This window comes from Arthrobacter sp. TmT3-37 (genome assembly GCF_054510835.1).
Map to the genome: position 1 here is coordinate 79,732 of NZ_JBTNDU010000016.1, position 13,132 is coordinate 92,863.

Below are 13,132 nucleotides of genomic sequence, written 5' to 3' on the forward strand. Positions count from 1 at the left end.
TGCCAGACTACGGTTCCAAGCGCAAAGTCGCCCCGTCGTGGGCCGAACATCAATGGAGAGTTCTGTGGAAGATTGGACCCAAACGCTGGGCGCGGGACCCCTGCTGGGCATCGCGGCGGGCGCAGTCGCCCTGATCCTCATCCTGGTCATTCGATTCAAGGTACACGCGTTCCTGACGCTGGTCCTCGTGTCCCTCCTGACCGCCTTCGCCACGGGGATCCCCACGAGCGAGATCGTCACCACCCTGGTGACCAGCTTCGGTACCACCCTCGGTTCCGTCGCCCTGCTGATCGGCCTCGGCGCGATGCTCGGCAAGATGATCGAGCACAGCGGCGGCGCTCGGGTCCTCGCCGACAAGCTGGTCGACGTCTTCGGAGAACGGCGAGCACCGTTCGCCCTCGGCCTGGCCTCCCTGATCATGGGCTTCCCGATCTTCTTCGACGCGGGCCTGATCGTCATGCTGCCGATCATCTTCGCCGTCGCCCGACGCCTGGGCGGCACCAACGTGCTGCTGTACGGCATCCCGGCTGCCACCGCCTTCTCCGTGATGCACGTCTTCGTGCCACCGCACCCCGGCCCTGTCGCAGCGACCGAGCTCTACGGCTCGAACCTCGGCCTCGTGCTCCTCATCGGCCTGCTGATCGCCTTCCCGGTCTGGTACGTCACGGGCTACCTGTGGGGCAAGTTCGTGGCCACCAAGTACATCCTCCCGGTCCCGGCACTGTTCGGCACGCTCGACGCCGACCAGCCGACCAACCCGCCCAAGTTCTCCACCGTGGTCGCGATGCTGCTGCTGCCGCTGCTGCTCATCTTCATGAACACCGGCCTGGACTTCCTCGACGCCGCGGGCGTCGTCGACGCCGAGCAACAGACCTGGGTGCAGGTGCTGAGCGCCATCGGCTCGTCCCCGGTCGCGCTGCTCATCTCCGTCCTCGTGGCCACAGCGGTGCTCGGCCACCGGCGCGGCGAGAACGGCACCGCCCTGGAGAAGGTGCTCGACTCCGCGCTGGGCCCGGTCTGCTCGGTCATCCTCATCACCGGCGCCGGCGGCATGTTCGGCGGAGTGCTGCGTGCCTCCGGTATCGGTGACGCGCTCTCGGACTCCCTCGCCTCGATCGGGCTGCCGATCATCCTCGCCGCGTACATCATCGCCGTGATCCTCCGCGTGGCCCAGGGCTCCGCGACCGTGGCACTGGTCACCACTGCCGGGCTCATGGCCCCCGCGGTGCTGGCCGGCGGCTTCAGCCCCCTCGAGATCGCCGCCATCACCCTGGCCAGCGCCGCCGGATCCGTGTTCGCCAGCCACGTCAACGACTCCGGCTTCTGGCTCGTCGGCCGGCTCATGGGCATGGATGTGAAGACCACGCTGAAGACCTGGACCGTCCAGCAGTCGCTCGAATCCGTGGCCGGATTCGGACTGACCCTCCTCGTCTTCTGGATCGGCTGATGACCCCGCAGGCGTTCGACATCACCGGTCGGCTCGCACTGGTCACCGGCTCCTCGAGGGGCCTGGGGTACGCCCTCGCGACCGGCCTCGCCCAGGCCGGCGCCCGTGTGATCGTGCACGGACGCGACGCAGGGGCCGTGGCGGATGCGGCGTCGAGCATCGGTGAGGCGACCGGGACGGTGCCCGCCACCACGACCTTCGACGTCACGGACGCGGACGGGGCGGCCCGGGGCATCGCGGCGCTCGTCGCCGAGCACGGGGTGCCGGACATCCTCGTCAACAACGCGGGCATCCAGCGGCGCGCGCCGTTCAACGACTTCGACCCGGCCGACTGGGACGACATCGTCACGACGAACCTGTCGAGCGTCTTCTACGTCTCCCGGCAGGTCACCCGCGGCATGGCGGAGCGGGGCTCGGGCAAGGTGATCAACATCGGTTCGGTCCAGTCCATGCTCGCCCGGCAGACCATCGCGCCGTACTCGGCCACCAAGGGCGGGGTGACCATGCTCACCAAGGGCATGGCTGCCGACCTGGCCCGGTTCAACATCCAGGTCAACGCCATCTCTCCCGGCTACTTCGCCACCGAGATGAACCGTGCGCTGGTCGAGGACGAGGCGTTCAACACCTGGGTGATCAACCGCACCCCCGCCCAGCGGTGGGGGAGGTTCGAGGAGCTCGTCGGGACGCTCGTCTACCTGGCCTCCGACGCATCGACCTTCGTGTCCGGTCAGAACATCTTCGTCGACGGCGGGATGACGTCCGTCGTCTGACAGCCTGCACGGCGGCTGCGGCCGTCCGGCGTCGAATCGAAAGGGAAGGCACCACATGAGAGCCCTCGTCATCAACGGCAAGCTCGACCTCGTCGAGGCCGAGCTGCCGACACCCGAGCCCGGTCCGGGCCAGGTCCGGCTCCGGATGGCCTTCGGAGGTGTCTGTGGATCCGACCTCCACTACTACAACGAAGGCGCCAACGGGGAGTACGTCGTGCGCGAACCGCTCGTCCCCGGTCATGAGGTGTCGGGCACCGTGGACTCCGACCCATCCGGTGAGCTTGCTCCCGGGACGCCGGTGACGGTCCATCCCGCGACGTTCGGGCGTCCGGAACACGGCATCGAGGACCGCAGGCACCTGTGGCCCGGGGGTGCCTACCTCGGCAGCGCCTCCACCTGGCCGCACACCCAGGGCGGGATGAGCGAGTTCCTGCTCGTCGACAAGCACATGGTGCGTCCGCTCCCGGCCGGGCTGCCGCTGCGTCGGGCCGCCCTCGCCGAGCCGCTCGCCGTCGCCCTCCACGGGATCACGGTCGCCGGAGGGGTTCGGGGCAAGCGGGTCCTCGTGTCCGGTTCCGGGCCCATCGGCCTCCTCGCCGTCGCTGCCTGCCTCGCCGAGGGCGCCGCCGAGGTCGTGGCCACCGATGTGCTCCCCGGCCCCCTGGAGCGCGCCCGACGCCTCGGGGCGCACGGCACCGTGCAGGTCGGCACCGAGGAGATCCCGGCCCTGGCATTCGACGTCGTGCTGGAGTGTTCCGGCGTTGCGGCCGCCGTCAGCACGGCCCTGCTGGCCGCCCGCCGGGCGGGCATCGTCGTCCAGGTCGGCATGGTGCCCAACGAACCCCGGGGCATCAATCTCGCCCCGCTGATCTCGAAGGAGCTCCAGCTCCGCGGGGCCTTCCGGTTCGACGACGAGATCGACCGGGCCATCGAACTGCTCGACGACACCCCGGGGATCGAGGACGTCATCACTCACGAGGTCCCGGCCGACCGCGCGCTCGAGGCCTTCGCCGTCGCCCGGGACTCCGAGACCTCCGGCAAGGTCGTCATCTCGCTGTGGCACGGCGAGCGATGACCCCGGGAGCAGCTCCGGCCGGGCCGGTCGTGATCGGCGTGGACCTCGGCACCACCAATACCAAGGCGGTCGCCTTCCGGACGGACGGCACGCTCGAGGCGTCCCATGCGGCGGGCTATCCGCTCGACGAGCCCCACCCGGGGCAGGCGGTCCAGGATCCGCAGCTCATCCTCGCCGCGGTGCTCGAGTCGGTGCGTGAGGTCGTGCGCCAGGTGGGCGCCCAGCGCGTCGCAGGGCTCTCGTTCAGTTCGGCGATGCACAGTCTCATCGGACTCTCCCCGACCGGGGAACCGCTCACCGAGGTCGTCACGTGGGCCGACACCCGGTCGCGTGTCCAGGCCGAACGGCTGCGGGCGTCGGTCGGCGGGCTCGCCCTGCACCGGCGCACGGGCACCCCGGTGCACCCGATGTCCCCGCTCCCGAAACTCGTCTGGTTCCGCGAGCAGGAGCCGAAGCTGTGCGAGAGCATCGGGTTCTGGGTCGGCATCAAGGAATTCGTGCTGCTGCGGATCTGCGGCGCGCTGGTGGTGGACCACTCGATCGCCTCCGCGACCGGCCTGATGAACATGAGCACCCTGGCGTGGGACGAGGAGGCGCTCGCGCTCGCAGGCATCCAGCCCGAGCAGCTGCCGGAGATCGTCCCCACCACGACCGTGCTGCCCGCCCTCACGGACGACGCCGCTGCCGCGATGGGTCTGCCCGGCACGACGCCCGTCGTGGTCGGCGCCGCGGACGGTCCCCTCGCCAACCTCGGCGTGGGCGCCGTGCGCCCCGGCGTGGCGGCCTGCTCGATCGGTACCAGCGGAGCGCTGCGCGTCGCGGTCGACCGGCCCGCGGTGGATCCGCTCGGCGGCGTGTTCTGCTATGCGCTGACGTCCACCCGGTGGGTGGTCGGCGGCGCGATCAACAACGGTGGGGTGGTGCTCGGGTGGGCCGGTGACGCGATCGCCCCCGACCTGGCCGAACCGCCCGAGGAGGAACTGCTGGCCCTGGCAGCGCGGGTGGCTCCCGGATCGGGCGGGCTGCTCATGCTCCCGTACCTGCTCAGCGAGCGGGCGCCCCACTGGAGTTCGCTGCCTCGCGGCGCCTACGTCGGTCTCACCAGGGCGCACCGCAGGGAGCACCTCGTGCGGGCGGCGCTCGAGGGCGTCTGCCTCCAGCTGGCGCTGGTGCTCCACTCGATGCGTTCCGCCGGGCTCGACGTCACCCACGTCCGCGCGACCGGGGGTGTCATGCGCAGCCCCCTCTGGCGCCAGCTCCTCGCCGACACGTTCGGGATGCCGATCGAATTCGCACACGGACAGGAGGGCTCGGGCTTCGGCGCGGCGCTGCTCGGGATGGAGGCTCTCGGCCTCATCGAGTCGATCGACGTCGTCGCCGACATGGTCGAGATCGAGGAGACGGTGCGCCCCCAGCCGGCCGCCGCCGCGGTCTACGCCTCCCTGCTGCCGGTCTTCGCCGAGCTGTACGACGCCCTCGTCCCGGCCTTCACGTCCCTGCGCCGGCTCGCCCCGTCCCTGCCGATCGAACTCGACCCCGGCGCTCCTCCCGGCCCCGCCCCGTCCGCTCCGCCGCTGTGAGACCGCGACCCCGGGCTCTGGCGCGTCCGCCACGGGAGCGGGAGGATGGAACGACGACGAACGAGTGCAGGGGAGGCCGGAGTGCCGGAGGTGACGGTGGGAGTGCCCACGGTGGCAGACGTGCTGGCGGAGCTGGCGGAGCTCGAGGACCCGCGGATCCGCGCGGTGAACGAGAAGCACGGTGACGACCACGGGGTGAACCTCACCTCGCTGCGCGCGCTCGCAAAGCGGCTGAGGGCGCACCACGATCTCGCCCGGGCGCTCTGGGCCACGTCGGACACCGCAGCGCAACTCGTGGCGCTGCTGATCTGCCGGCCGAAGTCCTTCGGGCACGACGAACTCGACGCCATGCTGCGCCAGGCACGCTCGCCGAAGGTGCACGACTGGTTCGTGAACTACGTGGTGAAGAAGAACCCGCACGCCGAACGGCTCCGCCTCGAGTGGATGGCCGATCCGGATCCCGTCGTGGCCAGTGCGGGCTGGGCTCTCACCAGCGAGCGCGTGGTCAGGAAGCCCGAGGGCCTCGACCTGCCCGGGCTGCTGGACACCATCGAGGCCGGCATGAAGGAAGCGCCGGACCGCCTGCAGTGGGCCATGAACCACACGCTCGCGCAGATCGGGATCGAACACGAGGCGCAGCGGGCCAGAGCCCTCGACATCGGGGAACGGCTCGAGGTCCTGAAGGACTACCCGACGCCGCCCAACTGCACCTCGCCCTTCGCGCCGAGCTGGATCACCGAGATGGTGAGCCGGCAGGAACGGGCCTGACCCGGCCGGTCCCCGCCTCGACGTCCTGCGGCAGACTGGTGGGAGCAACAATGGCCGAGCGAGAGGAGCGCCTTCCCGTGACCGTATTCCATCCGGACCTCGCCGTCGGACGGTGGATCCCCCCACTGTCCTTCGGACCGCGCCTGGCGCGTCTCGCCAACGTGCCGCGCAGGAGTGCCACCGACATCCCCGAGGACCTCCTGGTCGACGACATCGCCGTGCCCGGTGCCGATGGCGCGCCCGACGTGGGCGTGCGCCTGATCCGTCCGAGGACTCTGGTGGGAAGGGCACCCGCTCTGCTGTGGCTGCACGGCGGAGGCATGATCCTCGGGAGCAGTTCCCAGGACGATGCGACCAACTTCGCCTTCGCACGCACCCTCGGGATCACCGTCGCGTCCGTCGACTACCGGCTGTCGCCGCAGCACACCGCGCCGGCCGCCCTCGAGGACGCGTACGCGGCCCTGACCTGGCTCGCGGCCCACGCGGAGGAGCGGGGTATCGATGCCGATCGGATCGCGATCGGAGGACAGAGTGCCGGTGGAGGACTCGCAGCAGGTCTCGCGCTCCTCACCCATGACCGAGGCGGGGTGCGGCCCGCCTTCCAGTTGCTGGTGTACCCGATGATCGATGACCGGACCGTGGTGCGCACCGACGCGGATACCCGCCACGTGCGGGTATGGACCCCGGGGAGCAACCGCTTCGGCTGGACGTCGTACCTCGGCCGAGCCCCGGGCGGCCCCGGCGTGTCACCCTATGCGGCACCGGCCCGCCGGGAGGACCTCACCGGGCTGCCGCCGGCGTGGATCGGCGTGGGGTCACTCGACCTCTTCTTCGACGAGGACACGACGTACGCGGCGAGGTTGGAGGAGGCTGGCGTGCCCTGCGAACTGGTCGTCGTGGACGGCGCGTTCCATGGTTTCGACACGCTGTTCGCGCGGAAGGGAGTCTCCCGGAGCTTCTGGCGGGCCCAGGCCGATGCCCTGCGGAACGCGCTGTTCACCGGGTAGGGACGGGGCGGCGGGTGCGTTCCGAGGACTAAACTGGACTCGCCGGAGATCGCCGGTCCCGCACCCCGTCCAGAGAGGTCTTCGATGGCTGCTGCACCGCCCGACCCCGGCGCCGGGTCCGACGCGTCCGAACTGTCGGTCTGGAAGCCGTTCCTGGCCCGTGCCGGGGTGGGCGCCGTCTTCGGTCTCGTGACCGTCTTCTGGCGCGAACCCTCCACCCTGGTGATGTCCGTCGCCGGCGGGCTCTACCTCCTGCTCACGGGCGCGGCCTACCTCTGGACGCACCGCCTGCCATACAGGGCTTCCCGCACGCGGCTGCTGCCCGACATCGGTGGCGGACTGCTCCTCGGTGCGGGTGTAGCGAGCCTCGTGTTCCTCGATGACCGCAGCTTCGCCTTCGCCGGCGCGGTCGCCCTCGTCGTCGCCGGCGGGGTCGAAGTGCTGCGCGGACTCACGGCCCGCGGTTCCGTGATGGCACGGGACCTCGTGATCGTCGGGACGGTGGCGGTCGTCACGGGCGCCCTGCTCCCGCTCGTCGAGCACCTCGGAGCCCATGCACTGCTCGGTGTGGCCGGTGGCGGGGCGCTGCTCACCGCCGTCGTGCTCGGGATCGCCGCCCTGAGCTACCGGCACGATTCAGCGCTGAGCGCACCGGCCACTTCCGGCGCCCGGGGCGAGCCGGACCCCGTAAACTAGAGTCTCTACAGCTCGTAGAAATATTGCATCACCGGAAGGAGTGCCCGTGGCCAAGCGCCAGCCTGGGAAGCCCTCGCAGGGTCGATTCCGCCACGGCATCAAGGCACCGCTCGTGTTCTCGGCCGTCCTGGCCCTCGTGGCCGGGGTGGCGACGTCGATCTTCGCCACGGGAGGCGGCAGCAACGTGCTGCGCGTCGACCTCGGCCTCACGGCGGCAGGGATCGCGTTCATCGTCTCCCTCGTCATCTGCGCCATGCTCATGATGGCGGAGACCCCGAACTCCGAACACCTCAGCAAGGGCTCCGGTGTCAACCGCTCGTCGGCAAAGCCGGACCGGAAGGCGGCGCCCGCCCCGCCCGCCGCGGATCCCGGGCCCGACGACGAACCCCGCTACGGCCAGCGCCTGCCACGGCAGGACACCTGACCGACCAGCCTCCGTCGGGTCCCCGCCCGGATGCCGGCCGGCCGCCTCCCGCTGGGGCGGGCCTGCCGGGGTTCCCACCCCGCACCAATCAGTACATGAGGTTATGTACTATTGGCGGATGGCTACGCTCACCCATCACTCGGTGCTCGCCAGGTTCGGCTACGCCCTCTCGGATCCGGTCCGCGCCCGCGTCCTGCTGGCCCTCCGGGATGCCCCGTCCTATCCGGGTGACCTGGCCGAGCTGGCGGGCGTGAGCAAGCAGCGGTTGTCGAATCACCTGACGTGCCTGCGCGGATGCGGGCTGGTCGTCGCCGTCCCCGAGGGGCGGCGGGTCCGGTACGAGCTGGCGGACCGGAGACTGGGGGACGCACTGACCGCCCTTCTGAGCGTCGTCGCGGTCAGCAATTCTGCGTGCTGCTGCACCGCTGACGAGAATCACGTCGACGGAAGGGCCTGCTGCTGATGAGCACTCACACGTCGATCGGGTCGGGCCGATCACTGCTACCTGCGCCGACCGCGGAGCGTCGCGTGATCCTGTCCCGGCGCATCCGCCTCTTCGTCGCCGCGACGATCACCTACAACGTCTTCGAAGCGGTCATCGCGATCAGCGCCGGTACGATCGCGTCGTCGAGCGCCCTGATCGGCTTCGGGCTGGACTCGATCGTCGAGGTCCTCTCCGCGGCCGCGGTGGCCTGGCAGTTCGCGGGCCGCGACCCGGAGGCCCGCGAGAAGACCGCGCTGCGCCTGATCGCGTTCTCCTTCTTCGGCCTCGCCGCGTTCGTCAGCTTCGACGCCGTCCGCAGTCTGCTCGGCGGGGCTGCGGCAGATCACTCCCTCGTCGGGATCGTCCTCGCTGCAGCCAGTCTCGCCGTGATGCCGTTCCTGTCGTGGGCCCAGCGCCGCGCCGGACGCGAACTGGGCTCCCGCTCGGCCGTCGCGGACTCCAGGCAGACCCTGCTCTGCACCTACCTGTCCGGTGTCCTGCTGGTCGGGCTGCTCCTCAACAGCACCCTCGGCTGGTCCTGGGCCGACCCGGTCGCCGCCCTGGTCATCGCCGCCGTCGCCGTCAAGGAGGGCCGCGAAGCCTGGAAGGGCGATTCCTGCTGCGCCCTGAGCCTCGGAAACCTCGGAGACGGCGGGAGCGTTGATACCGGGAGGGACACCTCCGACAACGGCCAGGACGCCTGCTGCCCGCACGAGTAGGGAGACGAGCAGGCCCTCAATCCGCCGGTCCCGGCATCGTGTCGGGACCGGGCACGAGAACGCATCCAGCCGACGAGGAGACACCACCGTGCCGACCCCCTTCCCCAGGACGAAGCCCCGGACGACGACGGGCCTGAGCCTGCAGGACCGCATCACGATCGGGCTCATCGCCGCGGCCGCGGCGGCCGCTGTCGAAGCCGCGGCGCAGCAGGGCAGGTTCAGGGACAGGCACGCGCGCCTGGGTGAGACGCAGGCGCAGTGGGGCCACGCCGATAAGGATCGGTCGCCGGTCTTCCGCGGCTACGCCGAGGAGTTCGGTCTCGACCTGGCCGCCTCCGACGCCGCCGTCGAGGGTCCCGCGACGATGGAGCGCATCCAGAAGGACAAGGCCGACGGCATGGCGCCCGACGTCCAGGGAACCCCGGCGTTCTTCCTCGACGGCGAGAAGATCCAGCCCTCGAGCGAGGAGGAGTTCCGCCGGCTCATCGAGACCGCCATCAGCCAGGAGGGGCCGTCAGCGCAATGAACAACCTCTCCCGCGAGCGGTCCCCGAGCACGGCGGCGGGAGCCGATACCGACACGCCACCCTTCGCCTGCCCCCGAGCCTTCGGCCTGCTCCTCCTGGCCACCGGCATCACCGGCTGGATCGCGGCCGCCATCCTGATCCTCGAGAAGCTTCAGCTCCTGCAGGACCCGGACCACGTCACGAGCTGCGACATCAATCCCTGGGTGTCCTGCGGACAGGTCATGGAGACCTGGCAGTCGGAGCTCTTCGGCTTCCCCAACCCCTTCATCGGTCTCGTGGGTTTCACCGTCATCATCACCACCGGCATGGGCCTGCTGGCCGGTGCCCGGTTCGATCGCTGGTACTGGGTGGGCGTGCAGGCAGGCGTCACGCTCGGTGTGGTGTTCGCGGCCTGGCTGTGGAGCCAGGCCCTGTTCGAGATCTACGTCCTCTGCCTCTACTGCATGATCGTCTGGGCGGCGATGATTCCCCTGTTCATCCTCACCACCGTCCGGAACATGGTTCACGGCGTCATCCCCGCACCCGTCGCCGTCACCCGATGGCTGGCGGCATGGGTGGGTCCCGTCATCGCCGTCACCTACATCGCCGTCGCGGCCTCCGTGTTCTTCCGCTTCCTCTACGTCTTCATCTGAACCGCCCCCGCAGGCGGACGGCGGGGAGGGTGCGCTCGGTAGGGCGGCCCGGTCAGGGCCCTGTGGACCCGTCCCGCCGGTGCGTGGAGTGATGGCGGACGGGTGGCGGCCCCGAAGGATCCGCCACCCGTCCACGAGTACGCTGCATCAGCGGCCGGTGCGACGCTTGCTGTAGACGTCGAAGGCGACGGCGAGCAGGAGGACGAGTCCCTTGATGACCTGCTGCCAGGCCGCGTCGACGGAGAGGATGGACAGCCCCTGGTTCAGGACGCCCATGACCAGGCCGCCGATCACCGCGCCCACCACGGTCCCGACGCCGCCCTGCACAGCCGCACCGCCGATGAAGACGGCGGCGATGGCGTCCAGTTCGAAACTGCCTCCCGCCGATGCCACGGCGCTGCCGGCACGCGCGGTGCTGACGACGCCGGCGAGGCCTGCCAGGAAGCCCATGTTCACGAAGATGAAGAAGTTGACCCACTTCGTCTTCACACCGGACATCATGGCCGCGTAGAGATTCCCGCCCATTGCATAGACGTGCCGGCCGAACACGGTCCGTGAGAGCAGGAACGAGTACAGCAGGACGAGGGTCGCGAGGATGATCAGGATGATCGGTGTACCGCGGTTGTACGCGAGCAGGTAGCACAGGTACATGATGGCGACGACGGCGATGGCGATCTTCAGGACGAAGGACAGGGTGCGCTCGCGGGGGAGGTTGAGGCGCCGGAGGTCGGCGCGCCCCTTGAGCTGCTGCGCCACGAGGGCCAGGGAGGCCAGCGCGCCGATGCCGAGCGTGATCAGGTCCGGTGTGCCGGTGGCAGGGAGCGTGCCCGAGCCGATCGAGTTGAAGGCCCGCGGCAACCCGCTGATCGTTCCGCCGGTCAGCAGCACGAGGGCCACGCCGCGGAAGACCAGCATGCCCGCGAGGGTCACGATGAAGGCCGGTATGCCCACGAAGGCGACCCAGAAGCCCTGCCAGGCCCCGATCAGGGCGCCCACGAGGAGCGACAGCGCGACGGCGGCACCCCACGGGAGTCCCCAGCTGTTCATGGAGAGCGCAGCCACGGCGCCGACCGTCGCGACGATCGAGCCGACGGACAGGTCGATGTGCCCCGCGATGATGACGATCACCATCCCGATCGCGAGGATGAGCACGTAGGCGTTCTGCTGGATCAGGTTGCTCACGTTGCCCGGGTACAGGAGGCGCCCGCCGGTGAGGACCTGGAACAGCAGGATGATGACGGCGAGGGCGGCGAGGATGCCGTACTGCCGCATGTCGACCCGGCGTCGCCTCTTCTTGGCGGGATCGGGGCGAGGCGGGACGGGAGCCGTGGCCTGCTCGGGCGTGGTGGTGGTCATGAGGCCTGTGCTCCTTGGTTCCTGGCGGCGGTCATGTGGCGCATGAGTTCCTCCTGGCTGGCGTGGGCGCGATCCAGCTCGCCGGTGAGCTTGCCTTCCGCGATGGTGTAGATGCGGTCCGAGAGCCCGATCAGCTCGGGCAGCTCGCTGGAGATGACGATCACCGCTTTGCCCTGGGCCGCCATCTCGTTGATGATCCCGTAGATCTCGTACTTGGCGCCCACGTCGATGCCCCGCGTCGGTTCATCGAGGATCAGCACGTCGGGGCCCGAGTAGATCCACTTGCTGAGGACCACTTTCTGCTGGTTCCCGCCCGAGAGGTTACCGACCACCGAGGTGACGCTCGGCGTCTTGATGTTCATCTGCCGGCGGTACTCGTCGGCGACGGCGTACTCCCGGTGGCGGTCGATGATCCCCAGCCGGGCGAGCTTCCCGAGGGCCGCTGCCGAGACGTTGACGGTGATGCTGCCGATCAGGTTCAGGCCGTAGCGCTTGCGGTCCTCGGTGACGTACGCGATCCCGTTGCGGATCGCCTCCCCGACGGTCCGCGTCTGGATCTCCACGCCGTCCTTGTAGACGCGGCCGGAGATGCCGGTTCCGTAGGAGCGACCGAAGATGCTCATGGCCAGTTCCGTGCGGCCCGCCCCCATGAGTCCGGCGAATCCGACGATCTCGCCGGCACGCACGGAGAAGGACGCCCTGTCCACCACGGTCCGCTCCACATCGATGGGGTGGTGGACGGTCCAGTCCTCCACCCGGAACTTCTCCTCCCCGATGGAGGGCTCGCGCGGGGGGAACTGGTGGTCCAGCGGGCGCCCGACCATGGCTCGGATGATGCGGGTCTCGATGTCGTCGCTGTCCGTGACGGCGAAGGATTCGATGGTCTGCCCGTCGCGGATGACCGTGACGGTGTCGGCGATCGCGCGGATCTCCTTGAGCTTGTGGGAGATGATGATCGACGTGATGCCCTGCGTCCGCAGCTGCTCGATCAGGCTCAGCAGATGGGCCGAGTCGTCGTCGTTGAGGGCGGCCGTGGGCTCGTCGAGGATGAGGATCTTCACCTCTTTCGACAGGGCCTTGGCGATCTCGACGAGCTGCTGCTTGCCCACCCCCAGTTCGAGGACCTTGGTGGCGGGGTTCTCCTGCAGGCCCACCCGGGCGAGGAGTTCCGTGGCCTGCAGGTTCGTCCTGTTCCAGTCGATCACCCCGCCCCGCTGCACCTCGTTGCCCAGGAAGATGTTCTCGGCGATGGACAGGTACGGACTGAGGGCGAGTTCCTGGTGGATGATGACCACGCCGTCGCGCTCGCTGTCGTTGATCGAGCCGTAGGCGACCGGCTTCCCGTCGAGCGTGATCGTGCCGTCGAAGCTGCCGTGCGGGTAGACACCGCTGAGCACCTTCATCAGGGTGGATTTGCCGGCGCCGTTCTCGCCGCAGATGGCATGCACCTCGCCGCGCTCCACGCTCACCGAGACGCCGTCGAGGGCCCGGATGCCGTTGAACTCCTTGACGATGCTGTCCATCTCGAGGATGACGTTGCTCATGCTGTTCTCGCTTCGCTCTAGGGCAGGACGGGGGGGGGGGGGGGGGGTGGCGCCCCTCCCTCCCCCCCCCGCCGATAACAAAGATCTCTCTCCCTCCCCCACCC

14 protein-coding genes are annotated in these 13,132 nt (G+C 69.7%); 12 read left to right on the top strand and 2 right to left on the bottom strand.

Annotation, left to right across the window (positions count from 1 at the left end; genetic code table 11):
- Nucleotides 1–64 precede the first annotated feature (64 nt).
- The 12 genes from ACX80U_RS16265 (at nucleotide 65) to ACX80U_RS16320 (ending at nucleotide 10,128) form a co-directional block, all read left to right on the top strand.
- Entirely contained in the window at nucleotides 65–1,447 is a 1,383-nt protein-coding gene (locus ACX80U_RS16265) for a GntP family permease (RefSeq protein ID WP_459269176.1), read from the top strand.
- Entirely contained in the window at nucleotides 1,447–2,217 is a 771-nt protein-coding gene (locus tag ACX80U_RS16270) for an SDR family oxidoreductase (RefSeq protein ID WP_459269177.1), read from the top strand. The genes ACX80U_RS16265 and ACX80U_RS16270 overlap by 1 nt, the downstream gene beginning before the upstream one ends.
- A gap of 55 nt (nucleotides 2,218–2,272) precedes the next feature.
- Nucleotides 2,273–3,292: an L-idonate 5-dehydrogenase gene (locus ACX80U_RS16275; RefSeq protein ID WP_459269178.1), complete on the top strand. Its 1,020-nt coding sequence runs from the start codon at nucleotides 2,273–2,275 to the stop codon at nucleotides 3,290–3,292.
- Complete coding sequence (locus ACX80U_RS16280) at nucleotides 3,289–4,872, top strand: FGGY family carbohydrate kinase (protein ID WP_133079924.1); 1,584 nt, start codon at nucleotides 3,289–3,291, stop codon at nucleotides 4,870–4,872. Before ACX80U_RS16275 ends, ACX80U_RS16280 begins: the two co-directional genes overlap by 4 nt.
- A gap of 45 nt (nucleotides 4,873–4,917) precedes the next feature.
- The gene (locus ACX80U_RS16285; protein WP_459269179.1) at nucleotides 4,918–5,640 is read left to right on the top strand and encodes a DNA alkylation repair protein; all 723 of its coding nucleotides are present in this window, start codon (nucleotides 4,918–4,920) and stop codon (nucleotides 5,638–5,640) included.
- Nucleotides 5,641–5,717: 77 nt separating this feature from the next.
- Entirely contained in the window at nucleotides 5,718–6,647 is a 930-nt protein-coding gene (locus tag ACX80U_RS16290; protein WP_459269180.1) for an alpha/beta hydrolase, read from the top strand.
- A gap of 84 nt (nucleotides 6,648–6,731) precedes the next feature.
- Entirely contained in the window at nucleotides 6,732–7,343 is a 612-nt protein-coding gene (locus ACX80U_RS16295; RefSeq protein WP_459269181.1) for a hypothetical protein, read from the top strand.
- Between the two features lie 46 nt (nucleotides 7,344–7,389).
- Nucleotides 7,390–7,767 carry a hypothetical protein gene (locus ACX80U_RS16300; protein ID WP_459269182.1) on the top strand — a complete coding sequence of 126 codons (378 nt, stop codon included), beginning with the start codon at nucleotides 7,390–7,392 and terminating at the stop codon, nucleotides 7,765–7,767.
- Nucleotides 7,768–7,885: 118 nt separating this feature from the next.
- Entirely contained in the window at nucleotides 7,886–8,230 is a 345-nt protein-coding gene (locus ACX80U_RS16305; protein ID WP_459269183.1) for an ArsR/SmtB family transcription factor, read from the top strand.
- Entirely contained in the window at nucleotides 8,230–8,970 is a 741-nt protein-coding gene (locus ACX80U_RS16310) for a cation transporter (protein WP_459269184.1), read from the top strand. Before ACX80U_RS16305 ends, ACX80U_RS16310 begins: the two co-directional genes overlap by 1 nt.
- A gap of 88 nt (nucleotides 8,971–9,058) precedes the next feature.
- Nucleotides 9,059–9,496, top strand: coding sequence for a DsbA family protein (locus ACX80U_RS16315; protein WP_459269185.1), 438 nt, complete (start codon nucleotides 9,059–9,061; stop codon nucleotides 9,494–9,496).
- Nucleotides 9,493–10,128 (top strand): vitamin K epoxide reductase family protein, encoded by a 636-nt coding sequence (locus ACX80U_RS16320; RefSeq protein WP_459269186.1) that lies wholly within the window; start codon nucleotides 9,493–9,495, stop codon nucleotides 10,126–10,128. The genes ACX80U_RS16315 and ACX80U_RS16320 overlap by 4 nt, the downstream gene beginning before the upstream one ends.
- A 147-nt stretch (nucleotides 10,129–10,275) precedes the next feature.
- Here the strand turns inward: ACX80U_RS16320 and mmsB are convergent, their stop codons facing one another.
- Together mmsB and mmsA are read right to left on the bottom strand one after the other, a co-directional pair.
- The gene (gene mmsB, locus ACX80U_RS16325) at nucleotides 10,276–11,484 is read right to left on the bottom strand and encodes a multiple monosaccharide ABC transporter permease (protein ID WP_133079916.1); all 1,209 of its coding nucleotides are present in this window, start codon (nucleotides 11,482–11,484) and stop codon (nucleotides 10,276–10,278) included.
- Nucleotides 11,481–13,028, bottom strand: a complete 1,548-nt coding sequence (gene mmsA, locus ACX80U_RS16330) for a multiple monosaccharide ABC transporter ATP-binding protein (RefSeq protein ID WP_459269187.1) — start codon at nucleotides 13,026–13,028, stop codon at nucleotides 11,481–11,483. The genes mmsB and mmsA overlap by 4 nt, the downstream gene beginning before the upstream one ends.
- Between the last annotated feature and the right edge of the window lie 104 nt (nucleotides 13,029–13,132).